Here is an 18,597-nt window from a genome sequence, read left to right as displayed (position 1 = left end):
CCCACTTTTATTTTTCAAACATTTTTTTAAAAATAAAACCTACTAAAATAAAAGTAATTTATTTTAGTAGGTTTTGATTTAATAAAATTATTATAAATTTATAAAGTATTGTCGCATCCTAATACGTCAACAATTTTATGTTTAACCATTTCTCTAATTGCAGTTCTACCTTCGCCTAAATATTTTCTAGGATCGAATTGTGAAGGGTTTTCAACTAAATATTTTCTAATTGCACCAGTAAGAGCAAGTCTAAGGTCAGTATCAATATTAATTTTACAAACTCCAAATTTAGCAGCTCTTCTTAACATATCTTCTGGAACACCTTGAGCTCCTGGGATATCTCCACCATACTTATTACACATTTCAACGAATTCAGGAATAACAGTAGAAGCTCCATGAAGAACGATTGGGAAATTTGGTAATAAATTAGTGATTTTTTCAAGTCTTTCGTAATCAAGTTTAGGTTCACCTTGGAATTTATAAGCTCCATGACTTGTACCAATAGCGATAGCAAGTGAATCAACACCAGTTCTTTTTACAAAATCAACTGCTTGATCAGGATCAGTATAAGTTGCATCTTCAGCTGAAACATTAACTTCATCTTCAACACCAGCTAGTTTTCCAAGTTCTGCTTCAACAACAACACCATGAGCGTGAGCATATTCAACAACTTGTTTAGTAACTTTAATATTTTCTTCATAATCTAAAGCTGAACCATCAAACATAACTGATGTAAATCCATCATCAATACATTGCTTACAAAGTTCAAAACTATCTCCATGATCTAAATGAAGAGCAATATCAACATCTGAATCAATAATAGCAGCTTCAACTAATTTTTTTAAATAAGCTGGTTTAGCATATTTTCTAGCACCTGCTGACACTTGTAAAATAAGTGGTGAATTTACTTCTCTTGCTGCATCAACAATTCCTTGGATAATTTCCATATTGTTAACATTGAATGCTCCGATTGCATAACCACCCTCGTAAGCTTTTTTAAACATTTCTGTAGTTGTAACTAAAGCCATAATAAAATCCTCCTTATATTATAAAAATTTTTCAGCTATCAAATGAATGGACGATACATTTGATGTATTAATACTATAGTGCTCTAATTAGTTTAAGTATTACTCTAGATATATACCCTAAAAACATAAATTAATCATAAAAGTACTATAAATATTATATTAATTGATATGGACAGTACCAAAATAATATAATAAACTTAACTGAGAACGTAGAGGTTTAAAAATATTTATTTACATATAAATAATATGAATATTTAGGTGTTTTGTCAATAGCGGGACATTTTACTAAAATCGCTGAAAATGTGAATAATAGACACTTTAATGAAATTATTATAATAAAATTAATTAAATAAAGGAAAAAATAATGAAGCTAAAAGAAGAATTTTTAGAAAAAATAAGAAAACAATTAAGTAAAGAGGAATATAGCAAGTTTTTAGAGTCATATAAAGATGAAAAAATTAGTTCACTTCGAGTAAATACTTTAAAAATAAGTGTTGAAGAATTCCTAAAAATTTCTCCTTTTAAATTAAAGAAAATTCCATGGTCAGAAGATGGATTTTATTTTGAAAATAGCGAGAGACCCTCTAAACATCCATATTATCATGCAGGACTTTTTTATATACAAGAAGCCTCTGCTATGTCACCCGTTAATGAACTTACACCTAAGAAGGGAGATATTGTGCTTGATTTATGCGCAGCTCCTGGTGGAAAAACACTTCAAATTGCAAGTAAACTTCAAAATACAGGAGTAATTATCACAAATGATATATCTACTGGAAGAATAAAGCCACTAGTAAAGAATATTGAACTTGCAGGTATAAAAAATGCGTATGTTATCAATGAAAATCAGTATAAAATTACTGACAAATATAAGAAAAAATTTGATAAAATTTTGATAGATGCACCATGTTCTGGTGAAGGGATGTTTAGAAAAGATGAAAGTATGTACAAAAATTGGAGTACTGACGAAGTTGAAAAATATAGCAAGTTACAGTCTGAAATTATGGATGTGATTGATGAATCACTTAAAGAGGGCGGTGAACTTGTATATTCGACTTGTACATTTTCTATAGAAGAAAATGAAAATACAATAAATATATTTATGAAAAAACATGGTGATTATAATTTTATTGATATCAAACAATATGAAGGGTTTGTTATATCCGGTGGAATCTCTAGACTTTGGCCGCATAAAATTAAGGGTGAAGGACATTTTTTAGCACATGTAAGAAAAACTAGTTTTCATGAGCATGATATTAAGGAAATAGAAAAAAATACTAATCAGCTTAATTTAGATAATAAACCACCTGAAATTTTTGAAAAATTTATGGAAAACAACTTAAATACAAAATTTGTAGGAACATTTGAGATTATTAATGATAGACTGTATATGCTTCCAAAAATAAAAATTGATACGAGTGGTATTAGAGTAGCAAGGAGCGGATGGCTTCTTGGAGATATTAAGAAAAAAAGATTTGTTCCTTCACAGGCATTTGCAATGGGTTTAAGAAAAGAAGACGTTAAAAGAACTATTAATCTACCTTCAGAGTCTGTAGAAGTTATAAAGTACCTAAAATGCGAAACTATAAAAGCTAGTGGAGAGGATGGACTTAATTTAATATTGGTTGATGGATATCCAATTGGTTGGGGAAAAATAAATAAAAATACACTTAAAAATATGTATCCTGCTTCGTGGCGAATGCAGTAAAGTAATAGGAGAAAAATTATGACAATAATGAGAATCGATAAAATGATAAGTAATAGTGGACACGGTTCAAGAAGTGAAATAAAAAAATACTTAAAATATGGAAATGTTAAAGTGAATGGAGAAGTTGTAAAAGCGGCTACAACAAAAGTTGATATAGAAAAGGACCTTGTTGAATTATTTAGAGAAAGAATTATATATAAAAAGAATATATACCTAATCATGAATAAGCCAGCTGGAGTCGTATCAGCCACAAAAGACAATTCATATGAAACAGTAATTGACTTACTAGATGATTTTTATAAAAGCTTTAATCCTTTTCCAGTTGGAAGGCTTGATATAGATACAGAAGGACTACTATTAATTACGAATGACGGTAAATTTAGCTATAATTTACTATCTCCAAAAAAGCATGTTCCAAAAACATATTATGCTTTAATTGATGCTCCAATAGATGAAAATGATGTAAGTGAATTTAAAAAGGGACTTAATATCAACGATGAATATATTACAAAACCTGCGATACTTGATATAATTAATTCAGGTGAAAATGAAAGTGAAATTCATGTAACTATAGAAGAAGGCAAATATCACCAAGTAAAAAGAATGTTTAAATCAAGTGGAAAACATGTAACATATTTAAAAAGAATCAAGATGGCGAATTTAGAGTTAGATGAAAATCTAAAAAATGGTGAGTATAGAGAGATTAGTGAAGAAGAGATGGAGTTGCTTAATAAATAACAGAATATATTATTCTCAAATTGCGAAAAATTCTTAATTTGAGAATTTTTTTTGTATTTATTAAATAGAATGTAGATAAATAGCCTTTTTATAAATGGCATGAATTTTGCAATAACAATATATACATATGTTAAATAGTCGCGACTAAGATATTATTTGTTATTTAAGAGGAGGATTCATTTATGGAGAAAAATATATTAGATTATAATGAAAAAAATGATGAAAAATTGAGTAGTAAAGATTATTTAAAATTTCTAATTCCATCATTGATAGGGGTATTTTTGTTTCTATTTCCGATTATTAGAGATGGGTCCGTTAATATCCCTCTAGGTTATTTAATAAATTTTTTTAAAAATATTTTTAAACCTTTTGGTATGAGCATTATTTATATGGTAGTTTTGCTATCATCTTCAATAACATTAGTTCATAAAGCTGTAAAATTGAAATTTATTTCCAAAAGTAGATTTTGGTCAGGAATTTTTGAAGTAGGTATTATAGGATTAATTATAAGAGTATTATCAATTATATTTTCAATAATACTTATTTTGAAGCCTGAAGGAACAATATTTGCTATGGTGACTAATGGAAATACAGGATTCCTAGCGATGGACTTGATGTTCACAATTTTTGTTACATTTTTTATTACATGTTATACAATACCATTAATATCTGATTATGGAATTATGGATTTTACCGGAACAATTTTTAGAGGACTTACATATCCTTTATTTAAATTACCAGGAAGAAGTACTGTGGATTTAGTGACATCATGGATTGGTGGCAATAGTACGGGAATATTAATTACCATTCGCCAGTATGTATCTGGACACTATAATGCAAAAGAAGCAGCAGTTATAGCAACAATGTTTTCAGCAGTGTCACTTCCATTTTGCCTAGTAATAGCAAATACTCTTAAAGTTGGCGATAAATTTATGATATTTTATGGGATTTTGGTTTTAGTAGGTATTTTGTCTACGATAATCATGGTAAGAATTCCTCCATTGTCTACATTTGATGAATCAACTTATAACGATATTGAATATCAAACAGATGAAATTGCTCCTAAAGGAATAAATAAATACTCTTGGGCATTTAGAAAATCTGTTTTACAAGCTAGAAAAGGTGGAGGAGTTAAAGAGGTAGTAATTTATGGAACAAGAACTTATGTGGATTTATTTTTATCACTTGCACCAACTATTATGACAATTGCTATAGTCGCTCTTATGTTATCAGAGTATACACAAATCTTCACATGGGTTTCATATCCAATGGGTTATTATCTAAATATTCTAGGCGTACCAGAAGCATTTAGTGCTGCTCCTGCAACTATAATAGGATTTGCAGATATGTTTTTACCAGCTATTGTTGGTAGCTCAATTATCGCTGCAAAAACAAGATTTATTATTGGTATTTTGTCTTTAGTACAAATTGTTTATCTATCAGAAATGGGTGCTGTACTTATTGGATCAAAAATACCTTTAAATATAAAACATTTATTTATCCTTTTTATCGAAAAAACTTTAATTGCATTACCGTTAATTGTTTTATTCACAAATATTTTTGGAGTGTACTAGAAACTATTAATGTAAAAGGAGATGTATTATATGAGTAAAATAACGATAATTGGGGCTGGTAATGGTGGTGTTACAGCTGCATATCATTTTTCTAAAATTGGTCATGATGTTTGTCTTTATGATCAAGTAGAATTTGATAAACAAATAAAGGCAATAGAAGAAAGTGGAGGAGTTAAAGCAATAAAAAATGTGGAGGGTGTAAATTTAATCTTGCATGGATTTGAACACATTAAAAAAGTTACAACATCAATTAGAGAAGCAATAGAATATTCTAGTATGATTGTGATGATTGTTCCATCTTTTGCTCAGGAAAAACTTTTTGAATTAATGTTACCTTATTTAAGTAATAATCATATACTTTTTTCAATGCCAGGTAATTTTGCTAGTCTAGTATTAGAAAATAAAAGGAAAAAAATGGGCTATAATGATTTAGAAATGACATATGTTGATGCAATGACTATTCCATGGGCATGTAGATTATTTGAACCGGGTACAATTGGAATAATGGGAATTAAAGAATTTATATATGCAGGAGTCTTACCAAAAAACAAAGAGTCTCAAGTTCTTAACAAAATTAATGAGTTTTTTCCAATAGAGATAAAAGCATTAAGTAATGTGATTGAAGCTGGTTTTGAAAATATTAACTTTGGTGGACATCCTTTAATAACAACATTAAATATTGGGTTACTCGAAAATTTTAAAGGTAAATTTAATTATTATTCTGATTGTGTATCACCTGCAACTGATAGAGCATCTGAAAAAATGGAAAATGAAAGAATAAAAATTGGTGCTGATTTAGGTTTAACGTTAAAATCTGAATTAGATATGATGAATTCTTTATATAATTCAGATGCGAAGTCAGTTTATGAATTTAATAAAACATCAGTTACTCATGGTAAAATTCACTCTGCTCCAGATTCTTCTAAAAGTAGATATATAACGGAAGATGTTCCAAATTTATTAGTTCCAATTTACGAATTCTCTAAATTATTATCTATACATGCGCCAATTATGGAATCCTGTATTCGTATTGCTTCTGCTTATAATGATGTTGATTATTTTGAAGAAGGAAGAACATTTGAAAAAATGGGATTTTCACATATGACAAAAGATGATATATTAGATTATGTAAATAAATAAAAGTTAAATCAAACTTCAGTAGATTATTTATAAAAAAGAGGTGGTGCGACAGTTCGGTGTCGTGTGTATAGTTGGTGGAAATCCAACCTAGTAAGATTTAGCAAATCGCTAGTATCTAGTCTTGGAGCCGAAGTCGCGAGATAAGGTTTAAGCGTAGACAAGAAACTATTCGAGCCGTAATGCGAAAGCGTGAAGTGATTGAGCCTCGTTAGATTATAGAAAGTGGAAGCTGATATTGTCACCTCGATAGTAAGCAAAATAAGTTGTTCGTAAAATGCGAGAATAACTTAAGTCCACCGGGGTCCTAGAGCATGGCGAGTCTAAGAGTGTTACACACTGCATACCTGTGAGATCTTATATGTTCTCTAATGTTTTTTTTTCAAAGGAGTATCTAGTACACAAGGATCATTTAATCTAAGGTATTGGAAAAGATATATAAGAAGTCGGATTAGTTCATAGTACTAATGAAACCCGTAACGAAGGTGGAGGGAAGGGACTAACATATAAATCGTTTTGTTAGATGAAACATCAATTACACTAGAGGTAAAGAAAAGATGGAAAATGAGTTTAGTGGAATAGCAAAATTAACAAGAAAGCATAAAAAGGTTCAAACTTTAATGCACTACGTTAATGAAAAGACTATTAAGGAAGAACATAATAGGCAAATCAAAGGGAAGACAGCAGGTATTGATGGCATAACAAAAGAAAGTTATGATGCAAATTTAGATGATAATGTGAGTAATCTAATTAGTAGAATGAAAAGATTTAGTTATAAGCCAAAAGCAGTTAGAAGAACCTATATTCCAAAAGATGCAAGTGATAAAATGCGTCCATTGGGTATACCTTCGTATGAGGATAAACTTGTCCAAGGTTCAATGAGAAATATATTAGATGAAATATATGAAAATAAGTTTTACAATTTCTCATATGGTTTCAGAAAAGGCCGAAATGCTCATCAAGCAATAAAGAAAGTTAATGAAATAATAATGAGAAAGAAAATTAATTTCATTGTAGATGCGGATATTAAGGGCTTCTTTGATAATGTAGACCATAAGTGGTTAATAAAGTTTCTCGAACATGATATTGAAGATAAAAATTTTATTAGATATATCAAAAGATTCCTAAAAGCAGGAATAATTGAGGAAATGAATTACTATGAAAGTGATAAAGGTACACCTCAAGGAGGAATAATATCGCCAGTACTTGCAAATGTTTACTTGCATTATGTACTTGATATTTGGTTTGAAAAAGTTGTAAAATCAAAACTTAAAGGTGACGCTTATATCGTAAGATATGCAGACGACTTTGTGTGTTTCTTTCAGTATGAAAATGAAGCAAATAAATTCTATCAATCGTTAATAAAGCGATTAAATAAATTTGGATTGGAATTATCAGAAGATAAAAGTAAGATAATAAAATTTGGTAGATTCGCTAGAGATAATAGTTTGGATGGTAAAACTGAAAGCTTCGATTTTCTTGGTTTCACACATATTAATGGTAAAACGCTTACCGGTAGATATAGAGTGATGCATAAAACAAGTATGAAGAAATTAAAAGTTAAGAAGGCAAATGTTAAAAATTGGTTGAAAGTAAATATGCATATAGGAATACCTGAACTTATTAAGAAAATAAATAAGAAATTAATTGGTCACTATGCATATTATGGTATATCTGGAAACTATAGAAGCCTTGTTAACTTTCGAAGGTTCATACTAGAAGCGTTTTATAAAGTTTTAACAAGACGTAGTCAAAGAAGTTATTTGAATGTTAAACGTTATAGATTATTATTGGAGCATTTTCCAATAAAAGAACCTAAGATTTATGTGGATATATGGTAATTTTGTAAGAATTATATGAAGAGCCTAATGCCTTAATAGGGCACGTTGGGTTCTGTGAGGGGCAAATAGACTACCCTTGCTAAATAAGGAGGTGGAGTCGAGAGTTGTCTACTCGACGAAAATATGGTATCACTTAAACTAATATCTGAGTATGTTTCGCAAACTGCAAATATCATAGGTGGTGTTTTAGAACTTGATGTATTAATTGTTGATAACAAACTTAGAGTAATTGGTGATAGCAATCTTGTTTCTATCTCTCAAAATGATTGTATAAAAAAAAGTTCGATGCTAGCTAAAGTTATGATGGATAAAAAAAGCATCATATTTAATTCAAAAGAAGAGAACATAGGTTGTTTAAATTGCAACCAAAAGGATCAATGTGTAGTAGAAATGATTATAGGAATTCCAGTATTTTATGCTAATAAGGTTTTAGGGAGTGTTGGTATTATAGCCAACTCTCCTTATGATAAAGATAAGATGATTAATAATAAAGAAAATTATTTGAAATTTATAGATAGAATGATTGAGTTAATTATTAATAAAATCACAGAAAAACAAGCTTTTGAGGAAATTTCTTTATTAAAAAAAAGAATGGAAGTAGTTTTTAATTCAATAGATTATTTTTTAATTCTTGTTTCTAAAGATGGTGAGATTATTCAAACAAATATAAATTTTAAGAACATCTTTGAACGAAAATTACCAAGAAATTTAAAAGAGATTTTAGATGAAAATTTTGTTGAAAGTTTATTATCAAATAGAGAAGAAATAAAATATAAAGAAGTAAAAATTTATAAAAAATTTGATTTTATTTTGAGCTCAAAACCTGTAATTTTAGATCAAAAAGATCAAGGAGCAATACTTACCCTTAGATCAATTAAAGATAGTGCAGTTAAAATGAATGAGCTATATACACATTCTATGGATGTAGATTTCGAAGATCTAGTTGGGGAAAGAAGTAATAGCAAGACTTATTCATAATACATCCAAAAGAAAGAATGAACCATTTGTTGCGATTAATTGCTCAGCAATTCCAGAAAATTTAATTGAATCTGAGCTTTTCGGATATGATGAAGGAGCATTTTCGGGTGCAAAAAAGGGCGGTAAAATCGGTAAATTCCAATTAGCTGATGGTGGCACTATTTTTTTAGATGAAATTGGAGAGATGGCTCTTCATTTGCAATCAAAATTATTACGCGTAATTCAAGATAAGCAAATAACCAAAATAGGTGGTCTTAATCCAATTGAGGTAGATATAAGAATTCTTGCAGCTACTAACAAGAAACTCGAAACGCTTGTGAAAAATGGAAAATTTAGAGAAGATCTTTATTATAGGCTTAAAGTAATTCCTATTTATAGCTCACCGCTTAGAGAAAGAATTGGTGATATTAAATTGCTACTTGATTATTTTGTGAAACATTATTCAGATATACTTGAAAAAAAAATTAGTGGAATAAGTGATGATGCGCTAAAAGTTTTATTATCATATTCGTGGAAAGGAAATGTTAGAGAGCTTATGAATGTTGTAGAATTTTCAATGAGTATGTCAAATACAGATATGATTACATTGAACAATTTACCAAATGATATACTAAACCCTATTGAAGATGATTTTGAAGAGTTAAATGTAGAATATAACATAAAATTATTAATTGAAAGGGCAATAAAAAAATATGGTAATTCAACTCTAGCAAAAGAAATGGCAGCAAAAGCACTTGGAATTTCTGTCGCAACATTGTATAGAAAAATGAAAGACTTTGAATAAAACATTTTAAAAGATGTTTTATTTTTTTTAAGATAGAAGTGTATAATATAGTTAAAGAACAAAATACATATATAAGTTTGTAGGAAAAAATGCCTAAAGTAAAAAGATCAATATTGACATTTGTTAAAGAAGAAAAATTTATTAGTAGAGATGCAGAAAAACTAAGAGGATATTTTGGAAATATAGAATTAATTCATTAAGTATAGGTTTAAGTAGGTGGTTATTTTTATTGACTTATGTTAGTTTGTGTGGTAACATTTTCGTATATTCGAAAATAAGAAAATGATTATTGAGATTTAAAGGAGAATTTATATGAATGAAAAAAAATTACCTGCTAATATTACTCAAAAAGATGGATATGTAGAAATAGAATTTTCAGAGTCTATGCCAAAAGACGCAATTGAAAAGCAAGTTAATCAGTGTATTGCAGAAACTTGTGATTGCTGTACACCTGAATTTAGAGAAAAGGTTGTGAATTTTGATGTGTCAGAACTAAGCTTTAATAAAGTTAAAGTTTATGGTACAATTTCAGAAGATGAAGTTAAAGGAAACGTACTTAGTTGTGCACCAAAATTAAAAAGGAAATAATATGGATAAAATTTTAGAGGCAAATTGTTGTAGCTATCTATGTACTCATGAAGAACTTATAAAAATTGCAGAAGATAAATTAAATAGAGAAATACGTATTTCTGAAATAGTAAATTATTATCATATTTTAGGTAATGAAACTAGAATTAAAATAATTGCAATTTTAGATGGTCTTGAATTATGTGTATGTGATATTGCTAAGGCAATCAACTTGTCAATTCCTGCTACTAGTCAGCAACTAAAAATACTTAGAAATAATAAGTTTTTGAATCAAAGAAAAGATGGTAAAACAGTTTACTATTCATTAAAAAAAGAACATTCGTTTACTAAAATTAAAGATATTTCTTTAAAATAACAAATGTGATGAAGGGTTTACTTTGTTGGGGGAGGTAAGTGTGAAAATAGTAGGAATACAATTTATTGGACCAAAAAAAATAGCTATACTAGATAATGGTGATGGAATAGAACTTGATGAAATTAATGGAAATGCTAGTGTTGGAATTTCACTTGAAGTTATTAATGGCATTTACCATACAACTTCAGCAGTTCAAGAAGCTTGCAGTTCATGAGGTAGTGATAATTTAAGCTAGTTTAGCTTACATAAAAAAATCTACGAATTATTAATTCGTAGATTTTTTATTACAAGAAGCAATAAATTAATGTACTAAGTTGCATGAAATATTATCCAATTAACGTTGGTGTTTAATTATAAAATTCATCATATCCATTCTCAAATATCTCTATAATTTCTGAACTAACTTTCTTGTTATATCCCATATTACTTATGTTATCCTTTTTATTTGTATGTGAGTAATTAGAAACAGAAATTATATTAGATAAATTTAATTCATTTATAAAATGTATTCCAACATTTTTTTCAATAATTAGCGCATCTATTTGATTTTTTTCAAGTTTTTTAAACATAGTTTTTTCATTTACACTTGTATCAAAATTAATATTTCTATTATTATCAAATTCATCAAAATAATTATAGCCATCTAATATTCCAATTTTTTTTGTTTCCAAATCTTTTAATGAATTCAAAGAGTATGAATTGTCCTTAAGTGTATAAAATGAAAAAGTTTCTTCCTTTCTATATGCTTTTGAAAAATTCATTATGCTTTCTCTTTCTTTTGTTTTAGCAATATTAGGAACAATATCAGCAATATTATTTTTAACTAAGTTCATACAATTATCCCAAGTGCTTATAATAAATTTTAAATTATATCCTTTTGATTGGTAAATTTTCTTTAAAATATCAATATCAATACCTTGAATGATATTGTTTTTTGAAACTATATAGGGTTCATAAGGTGATGATGCAACAATTAGAGTCTTGTTATTATTTTTTAATTGTGTTAAAAATTCAGTATTTAGTCCATTTAATACTTCTATTCCATTCGAAAGAGACTCAATTAATTGGTTTTCGTCATTAATTGATTTATCAATTATCATAGTTGAATCAGTATAATGTTCTATAGAATCTTTGATTTGATCCATATTTTCATCAACAGTTGATACCATTGAAGATAAATCAGTGATATTGTTAGATAAGTCAGTGGTAATATTCATAGTAATATTTGTAGTTTCTTCAACAGATTCTAACTCTTTAACAGAAGAATCAAGTGCATTAAATTCATTTTCAACTGAATTGATTACATCATCGATATTAGATTTTGTTAAGTTTGAAATGCTAATTAAGTTTGAAATAAGAGCAGTTAGATTTTGTACAACTTGGTTAGTTTCTTCAGAAAGTTTTCTAACTTCGTCAGCTACAACTGAAAATCCTCTTCCAGCTTCACCAGCTCTAGCAGCTTCAATTGAAGCGTTAAGAGCAAGTAAATTTGTTTGATTTGCTATTACTTCTATCTGTGAAATCATATCTTCTGCATTCTTGCTTTCTTTAGATAGGCTATCGATATTTACTTTTGAAGTATTTAAATTACTTTTAATTAATTTAAATGAAGAAACAGAATTTCTTATTTTTTCATTTTTGTCTATTAAAGTATGTAAAGAAGTATTTGAGTGTTCTTTTAATTTATCTGCTTTTAATGTCATATCTTTAAATGTATTAGAAATAGTATTAATAGCTTCATTAGTGGTTAATATTTGTGCCGATTGTTCCTCTGATATTGCAGAAAGAGTGCTCGTATTTATAAGTATTTCAGCCATCTCTACTAAAATTTCATCTATAGAAAAGGCAAGGGATCCAACAGAATTACTGTATTTATAAGGTAAATCTGAAATTGTTGATTCATTTACTACTTCTTCAGCTATATTTTCATTGTATTTATGTATGTTGTTAAACTTTTTCCTATAATAGATATGGTAACCTAATAAAATAATTAATAAGATAAATAAAAAGATATTTGTATACATTTTTTCCTCCTATGTAATTTAATAATTCTATTATACTATATATATATCTATTTATACAGGAATTAATTAAATAAACAATTGTATGATAAATCGTACGATTATCTATTTATAAGATTAGAATTTTCAATATGTTCGTAAATATTTCATAAAATGAATTTTTATTAATCTATACGTATAAATAATTAATTAACTAATAAATATGTATGCAAAAAATAGTAAATATTATTGGAAAATAAATTCAAATATAATTGATATACTAAAGTAACATCAATGTGCTTAGATGCAGTTATATGAAATTAATTGTTTATTTATAGTCTTACTTAAAGTATGCAAGTGCTCTGTTTGTAGATAAAGTTTGCATTAGTTTACTAATATCCTATATTGTGATCTGCATGTCGTTTCGTATCCAGTGAATTATAACCCCTACTTGAAATGATGATATATATTCTAGAGCATATTCATTTAAAACAGTATTTGCTAAGTTAGTAATATGATATTTTAATGCGATAGCTTTTTTAGTTCATTCATTAACAAATCAAACAATATTGTTGATTCACATGAAGACTACTATGGTCTATAATAAGTGCATATCAACACAGTGTTTATTTCAATGATTTAAAAATATTTTGGAGGTTAATATGATTAATAATTATTTAGAATGGATAAAAGATAATTGGCAGAAATCAGCAGTGCTGATTTTAATCTATGTTTTGGCAACAATAATTCCTTTGTATTCAAGGATAAATTTGATTGAGTTCATGTTTTTGCTTGCATTTCCGCTTTATTTAGTTCATGAAATAGAAGAATATATTTTACCTGGTGGTTTTGTGAGATTTTTTAATGAGAACTTACTAAAAGTAGATTCTCATGAAAAGATTTTACCTATAGATAGAGAGGTAGTATTTTGGATTAATATGATATATATATGGCTTGTCATTCCTATTTTTTCTGGCTTAGGTGTCATTAATATTAGCTTTGCAGCTTGGATTCCATATTTTTTCTTATTTCAAGCACTATCGCACCTTGTCATGGGTATAAAAGGGAAAATGATCATAAATCCTGGCATTAGATCATCATTTATTTTGCATACTCCCTACGCTATTATTATGATCTATCTATTAAAAAATAATGGAGTTATATCAAACCCTTATCTAAATATGTATATGGTTATTGGATTTTTATTTAATGGATTACTGCCTTTGATGGCAAAATTTATCATTCTACCAAGATACAATAAACTTTTAAAATGATCTTCTTTAAGGCACTTAACTTTTTATCATAAATTAATGAAGCAATTTCTCTACTGATGTTTGCAACTTGTAATATTTCCCAAGGTGTATGATATTCTCTCTAATTGTAATTAGGTATCCCAGAATTATGAGCTAGAAGATGATGAATTGTAATTCCATGATCTTTGTGGAAGTCCTATTAAAATTAAGTCAGAAATCTTAGTAAATTTGATTTGTAGTCAATGGTCAATATGTAAAAATTTAACACGCTTTAAAGCAATGTTAATCTTTCTTAAGAAAAAAATAAGAGGATTACTTAAGTAATAGAATTAAAAATAAAAGTATATATATAATTATTGCTGCAATATTCCAATATGTGCAATTATCTTCAAAACAAACTTCTGATATCCATGGTTTACTATCCCAAGCCCAGCGTCCACCATAAATTAGAGCTAACACAGAAACAAATAATCCAACAAATGGTACTAATGATAGAATGGCTATAAAATATTTTTTATGGACTATCGCCCAAATAGGAGTTAGTAATAATGCGCCCCAATTCAATTTTTCTGCACGTGCGGGATAGTTTGTTTCTTTAATCATTTTTTTTGCCCACCTTTTTTATAGATTATTACACATTAATGCATAATATTACATTTTATTATATAGTATTATACATTAACTTTCAATATTTAATTATAAACTTTATCGCTTATAATTTTTCGAGTTTACAAATTTTACATATTAAGTGTGATGTAAAATATTACAATCATCTATATGTTTATAAACAAGTTTTCTAAAAGGTAGTTAAAATGTTGAAGGGAGTTGATACATTTAATTATTTATTTTACTTGTAAATAAAGCCTTCTTTCATAAATTTTGCTAAACGTTTTTTAAACAATTTAAATAAAAATTTTGAAATTGAATTAATTTTTGTTGGATAATAATAATCTGTATTTATCCATCCCTTCGCTAACCAATATTCATAATCATAAGGATTTTTATCTTTTGAAATTATTGCTCTAGTTTGCCACATTTTAAAAAGTATTGCCTGCTTAAAATATGGTTTTTGTCTATTGCCTTTTTCTAGTGAAGTCTTAAATACTCCTGCTAATTTCTTTATTTTAATATCAGTTTTTCTCTTATATTTTTTATTGTTTTTGTAAGGTCCTATTTTTACTCCAATTCCACCTTCATACCTTAGACCAAGTGTGTTAAGAATATGGCTTAAATATTTTATAACACTTTTTGTTCCTCTTAATTCAGCTGTACAAATAGCAATTGTGGGTTTTCCAATTGAGAAAGGTCTGTGCAGTAAATAATTAGTTCTATCTATAAAGGCTTTCATTTGACTAGAAACTGCAACTGAATACACAGGTGAAGTAAAAACATAACCGTCAGCATCATTCATTTTGGAAACTATGCTTAGTAGGTCATCTTTAAAAGGACATTTTTCTTCATTCATTTTGATACAGATTCTACAACCTATACAAGCTTTAATTTCAAAATCATTTAAAAATAAATATTCCCATTTAAAACTTTTTTCATCTCCAATTTCTTTTATAATTGATTCAGTTATTTTATATCCATCACCTTTTTTACGAGGGCTAGCTGAAATAACGAGTATATTTTTAACCTCTGACATATTTATTCCTCCGTTTTATAAATCATGGCTCCTACTTATATAGGTAGGAAATCAAATGAATTAAATTCTCCATCTAATTTTTAGGTGGTTAGCTTTAGCTAAGATAGTTTACTAATTTATTGGCTGCATTGCTGACTTAATAAGTTCAATTGCGTTATCAACAAATTGTTTTATTTCTTCTGTAGACATATCATTATTTTCAAATAAATTCCAATTTGCTGAAATCCATTGATGAGTTGTAATAACCAAATTTAAATGTAGTGTAAATAAAAAATCCATTGGAAGGTCACTTCTGATAGCGCCTTTTTTTACTCCAATATCAAATACACTTCTAAAGTCATTTCTTACTTTGGCTTTTATATTTTTTTCGATTAAGCTCATTTCACTTGAAGTATTGTACTGAGAAAGTTTACTGAAAAAATTTCCTATGTCTTTGTCTTTAATAGAGATCATTACTTTTTTAAGAAGCCAGGTTTTTATAACTTCCCAAAAATACCCTTTCGAAAGTGACGCTGTAAAATTATTTAGCTCAAATTCAAGAGTGATTAATAGGTAATCTACAACAGTCATATATAAGTCTTCTTTATTTTCAAAATAGTAATATAAGTTACCAGCACTTAATCCAGCATTTTTGCTAATTTGGTTAATTGATGCTTGATTAAAGCTTTTAATAGAAAATTCTTTTAAAGCAGTTCTAATAATTAAGTCTTTTTTTTCTTGATCTAATTTATAAAATCTCGAGTTTGGCATAAGGCACTCCTTTTGAACATATATTCAAAATGTATATTCAAATTATATATCAGTGGATTTTAAATGTCAAATTAAGGTTCAAGATTAATTATCGTATTTATGTCACTTGATGTATTTTCTATATATTTTTAATGATATAACTATTTCTTTTCATATTTTTTGCTTCATAAAGTACTTCGTCTGCCATATTAAATAATTTCATTTGCGAAAGAGAAAGATTTGATGTAACAATGCCCCCAAGTGTCACTGTAAGTATATTTTCTGCTTTAGAAAACTCGTGTTTAATATTTACATGTTTAACTTTTTTAAGTAATTCATCTAGCATTTTTTTTAGATTAGTTAAAGTAATATTTTCTGTTATAATTAAAAACTCATCACCACCATATCTAAATATATGGATATTTGAAGAATCAAAAACTAATTTTGTTAAGTCCGCTATTTTTTTTAAAGCAGAATCTCCAGCAACATGACCATAATTATCGTTATATTCTTTAAAATAATCAATATCTAACATACATATACCAAGTGGCATATTCTTTTTTGTAAAGTAGTTCATATTATTTTCAATGTATTCTGTTAGAGCATGCCTATTAAATAATTTTGTTAGTGCATCAGATTTTGAGAGTATATCTAGTTGTTTATTGACTTCGATTAGTTTTTCGCTTTTTTGACTTGTCACAATTGCAATTCCAATATAGGATGATAAAAATCTAATTTTCTCCAAATCAAGATAATTAAATGTATAATTTTCTCTACTTTGTACTGTAACAGATCCGATTATTTTATATTCATAGTAAACAGGGCAAAATATAATTGAACGAGCATTGGAATTAAATATTCTTTTTGTGACTTTTTTATCAAATTTATTTTCATATTCATGTATTTTTTCTGTATCTAAAATAAGAATTTCTTTACCATCTCTAATTGAAATGTTCATTAATTTAGTGTAATCATCTAATTCGAATGTGCTTGTAATATTTTTTTCATTATCAGTATATCTATAAAGAAGTTTATCTTTTTTTATTACCCCAACACCGAATAAATCTATTTTAAATAAAATATTTAAATTTCTACTTAAACTTTGAAAAATATCATCGAAATTTTCGCCTTTTGTAATTGATTCACCTATTTTTGATAAAGTTTCCATTATCTTTATTGTGCCTTTAAGTTCTTTCATTTGAGATTCATTATAAGTGTTTATAAAGCTATTTTTTAAATAATTTACTTCTATTTCATCCCAATTATCAATTAAATTTTTCTTAAGAAGTACACGTTTTTTTGAGTAAAAATAAGCTTTTTTTATATTATCATTATCAGCATAATAGTTTTCTAAGTAAGACAAAATTTTTCTCGCTTTTAGATAATAACTTTGAATAATTTCTTCTTTTTCAAGTTTTTCTAAATATTTAATTGCTTGTTCTTTATAGCCAAGTTCATACAGTGAAATTGAATAATCATAAACTATATCTAAAACATTATATTTTGAACCGAATTTTTCAACATTTTTCTTAGAGTCTTTAAATAGCGATAATGATTTGTTGAGGTCTTTTGGTATACTAATAATTGCATCAATAGTTTTACACATATGAATACCTAGATAATCATTAATACTTTCTGATACTTTGTAGCTTTTTATTAAATATGTTTTTGCTTTTTCAAATTCTTTTTTTTCACAAAATATTTCTGCAATATTGTAATATACGATTGCATCAAGTAATCTGTCGTCGTGTTTTGATTTGAGTTCTATGCACTTCATATAAAAATCTAAAGCAAGATCGAGTTTTCCAAGTTCTTTATAGATAATTGCGCTATTATTTAGTAATAGTGCTTTTTTGCTAATTAACTTTTGGTCTTTATCAATTAATTCAAGCAATTCTTTATATTTAGCTAGTGATAGTTTGTACTTACCACTTTGAGAAATTAAATAAGCAATGCTATTTTGAATATCGATAAAATCATCAAAAAAATCATACATCAGAGCATTTTTTGAGGCTTTTTCGTAATAATCAAAAGAAGTTTTATAATCTCCTTTTCTTTCGAAAATAATTCCAAAATTATACAATGTTTTAACTATAATTTTATTATTGCCTTCATTAATAGCTTTATTAAAAATTTCACTATTAATTTTTTGGGCATTGAAAAGACTATTAATATCTAATAATTTTCTTACTTCAATTAACTTTTTTATAGAATCATCCAAAATAATCACCTCAACTAT

17 protein-coding genes are annotated in these 18,597 nt (G+C 27.3%); 11 read left to right on the top strand and 6 right to left on the bottom strand.

From position 1 onward, the window contains the following. Positions 1-98 precede the first annotated feature (98 nt). Positions 99-1,028 (bottom strand): class II fructose-1,6-bisphosphate aldolase, encoded by a 930-nt coding sequence (gene fba, locus AACH12_RS10915; protein WP_338535445.1) that lies wholly within the window; start codon positions 1,026-1,028, stop codon positions 99-101. 364 nt (positions 1,029-1,392) lie between these two features. Here fba and AACH12_RS10910 point away from each other — a divergent pair, with 364 nt between their 5' ends. The 10 genes from AACH12_RS10910 to AACH12_RS10865 all read left to right on the top strand — a co-directional run bounded on the left by AACH12_RS10910 (position 1,393) and on the right by AACH12_RS10865 (position 10,945). Beyond that, positions 1,393-2,736: an RsmB/NOP family class I SAM-dependent RNA methyltransferase gene (locus AACH12_RS10910; RefSeq protein WP_338535444.1), complete on the top strand. Its 1,344-nt coding sequence runs from the start codon at positions 1,393-1,395 to the stop codon at positions 2,734-2,736. A gap of 24 nt (positions 2,737-2,760) precedes the next feature. Continuing rightward, complete coding sequence (locus AACH12_RS10905; protein WP_463671022.1) at positions 2,761-3,474, top strand: pseudouridine synthase; 714 nt, start codon at positions 2,761-2,763, stop codon at positions 3,472-3,474. Between the two features lie 182 nt (positions 3,475-3,656). Further along, complete coding sequence (locus AACH12_RS10900; protein ID WP_338535443.1) at positions 3,657-5,048, top strand: YjiH family protein; 1,392 nt, start codon at positions 3,657-3,659, stop codon at positions 5,046-5,048. Between the two features lie 30 nt (positions 5,049-5,078). Beyond that, positions 5,079-6,188, top strand: coding sequence for an NAD/NADP octopine/nopaline dehydrogenase family protein (locus tag AACH12_RS10895; RefSeq protein ID WP_338535442.1), 1,110 nt, complete (start codon positions 5,079-5,081; stop codon positions 6,186-6,188). A gap of 554 nt (positions 6,189-6,742) precedes the next feature. Next, on the top strand, positions 6,743-8,026 hold the full coding sequence (gene ltrA, locus AACH12_RS10890) for a group II intron reverse transcriptase/maturase (protein ID WP_338534949.1): 1,284 nt from the start codon (positions 6,743-6,745) through the stop codon (positions 8,024-8,026). Positions 8,027-8,149: 123 nt separating this feature from the next. Next, positions 8,150-9,004, top strand: a complete 855-nt coding sequence (locus AACH12_RS10885) for a transcriptional regulator (RefSeq protein ID WP_338535441.1) — start codon at positions 8,150-8,152, stop codon at positions 9,002-9,004. Beyond that, positions 8,970-9,788, top strand: coding sequence for a sigma-54 interaction domain-containing protein (locus tag AACH12_RS10880; protein WP_338535440.1), 819 nt, complete (start codon positions 8,970-8,972; stop codon positions 9,786-9,788). The genes AACH12_RS10885 and AACH12_RS10880 overlap by 35 nt, the downstream gene beginning before the upstream one ends. 312 nt (positions 9,789-10,100) lie before the next feature. Next, positions 10,101-10,376, top strand: coding sequence for a hypothetical protein (locus AACH12_RS10875; protein WP_338535439.1), 276 nt, complete (start codon positions 10,101-10,103; stop codon positions 10,374-10,376). 1 nt (position 10,377) lies between these two features. Next, positions 10,378-10,731 (top strand): ArsR/SmtB family transcription factor, encoded by a 354-nt coding sequence (locus tag AACH12_RS10870; RefSeq protein ID WP_338535438.1) that lies wholly within the window; start codon positions 10,378-10,380, stop codon positions 10,729-10,731. Between the two features lie 40 nt (positions 10,732-10,771). Continuing rightward, entirely contained in the window at positions 10,772-10,945 is a 174-nt protein-coding gene (locus AACH12_RS10865; protein WP_338535437.1) for a hypothetical protein, read from the top strand. A gap of 133 nt (positions 10,946-11,078) precedes the next feature. On the opposite strand, the gene AACH12_RS10860 is transcribed toward AACH12_RS10865, so the two are convergent. Further along, positions 11,079-12,755 carry a methyl-accepting chemotaxis protein gene (locus AACH12_RS10860; protein ID WP_338535436.1) on the bottom strand — a complete coding sequence of 559 codons (1,677 nt, stop codon included), beginning with the start codon at positions 12,753-12,755 and terminating at the stop codon, positions 11,079-11,081. Between the two features lie 638 nt (positions 12,756-13,393). Here AACH12_RS10860 and AACH12_RS10855 point away from each other — a divergent pair. Next, positions 13,394-14,005, top strand: coding sequence for an HXXEE domain-containing protein (locus AACH12_RS10855; protein WP_338535435.1), 612 nt, complete (start codon positions 13,394-13,396; stop codon positions 14,003-14,005). A 291-nt stretch (positions 14,006-14,296) separates the two neighbouring features. Here AACH12_RS10855 and AACH12_RS10850 read toward each other — a convergent pair whose 3' ends face one another. From AACH12_RS10850 to AACH12_RS10835, 4 genes are all read right to left on the bottom strand, one after another. After that, a complete protein-coding gene (locus AACH12_RS10850) occupies positions 14,297-14,587 on the bottom strand; it encodes a hypothetical protein (protein ID WP_338535434.1) in 291 nt (96 codons plus the stop codon). A 244-nt stretch (positions 14,588-14,831) separates the two neighbouring features. Beyond that, positions 14,832-15,629, bottom strand: coding sequence for a flavodoxin family protein (locus AACH12_RS10845; RefSeq protein WP_338535433.1), 798 nt, complete (start codon positions 15,627-15,629; stop codon positions 14,832-14,834). Between the two features lie 111 nt (positions 15,630-15,740). Then, entirely contained in the window at positions 15,741-16,379 is a 639-nt protein-coding gene (locus AACH12_RS10840) for a TetR/AcrR family transcriptional regulator (RefSeq protein ID WP_338535432.1), read from the bottom strand. Between the two features lie 118 nt (positions 16,380-16,497). Beyond that, a complete protein-coding gene (locus AACH12_RS10835) occupies positions 16,498-18,579 on the bottom strand; it encodes a GGDEF domain-containing protein (RefSeq protein ID WP_338535431.1) in 2,082 nt (693 codons plus the stop codon). Positions 18,580-18,597 lie beyond the last annotated feature (18 nt).

The sequence above is a fragment of the Helicovermis profundi genome, from assembly GCF_033097505.1.
Lineage (GTDB): Bacteria > Bacillota > Clostridia > Peptostreptococcales > Acidaminobacteraceae > Helicovermis > Helicovermis profundi.
This window is presented reverse-complemented; position numbering and strand designations above follow the sequence as displayed.

Bases quoted from the DNA above. Each gene is read 5' to 3' on its own strand.
- fba (WP_338535445.1), bottom strand. From the start codon at position 1,028: ATGGCTTTAGTTACAACTACAGAAATGTTTAAAAAAGCTTACGAGGGT.
- AACH12_RS10910 (WP_338535444.1), top strand. From the start codon at position 1,393: ATGAAGCTAAAAGAAGAATTTTTAGAAAAAATAAGAAAACAATTAAGT.
- AACH12_RS10900 (WP_338535443.1), top strand. From the start codon at position 3,657: ATGGAGAAAAATATATTAGATTATAATGAAAAAAATGATGAAAAATTG.
- AACH12_RS10895 (WP_338535442.1), top strand. From the start codon at position 5,079: ATGAGTAAAATAACGATAATTGGGGCTGGTAATGGTGGTGTTACAGCT.
- ltrA (WP_338534949.1), top strand. From the start codon at position 6,743: ATGGAAAATGAGTTTAGTGGAATAGCAAAATTAACAAGAAAGCATAAA.
- AACH12_RS10885 (WP_338535441.1), top strand. From the start codon at position 8,150: ATGGTATCACTTAAACTAATATCTGAGTATGTTTCGCAAACTGCAAAT.
- AACH12_RS10875 (WP_338535439.1), top strand. From the start codon at position 10,101: ATGAATGAAAAAAAATTACCTGCTAATATTACTCAAAAAGATGGATAT.
- AACH12_RS10870 (WP_338535438.1), top strand. From the start codon at position 10,378: ATGGATAAAATTTTAGAGGCAAATTGTTGTAGCTATCTATGTACTCAT.
- AACH12_RS10860 (WP_338535436.1), bottom strand. From the start codon at position 12,755: ATGTATACAAATATCTTTTTATTTATCTTATTAATTATTTTATTAGGT.
- AACH12_RS10855 (WP_338535435.1), top strand. From the start codon at position 13,394: ATGATTAATAATTATTTAGAATGGATAAAAGATAATTGGCAGAAATCA.
- AACH12_RS10850 (WP_338535434.1), bottom strand. From the start codon at position 14,587: ATGATTAAAGAAACAAACTATCCCGCACGTGCAGAAAAATTGAATTGG.
- AACH12_RS10845 (WP_338535433.1), bottom strand. From the start codon at position 15,629: ATGTCAGAGGTTAAAAATATACTCGTTATTTCAGCTAGCCCTCGTAAA.
- AACH12_RS10840 (WP_338535432.1), bottom strand. From the start codon at position 16,379: ATGCCAAACTCGAGATTTTATAAATTAGATCAAGAAAAAAAAGACTTA.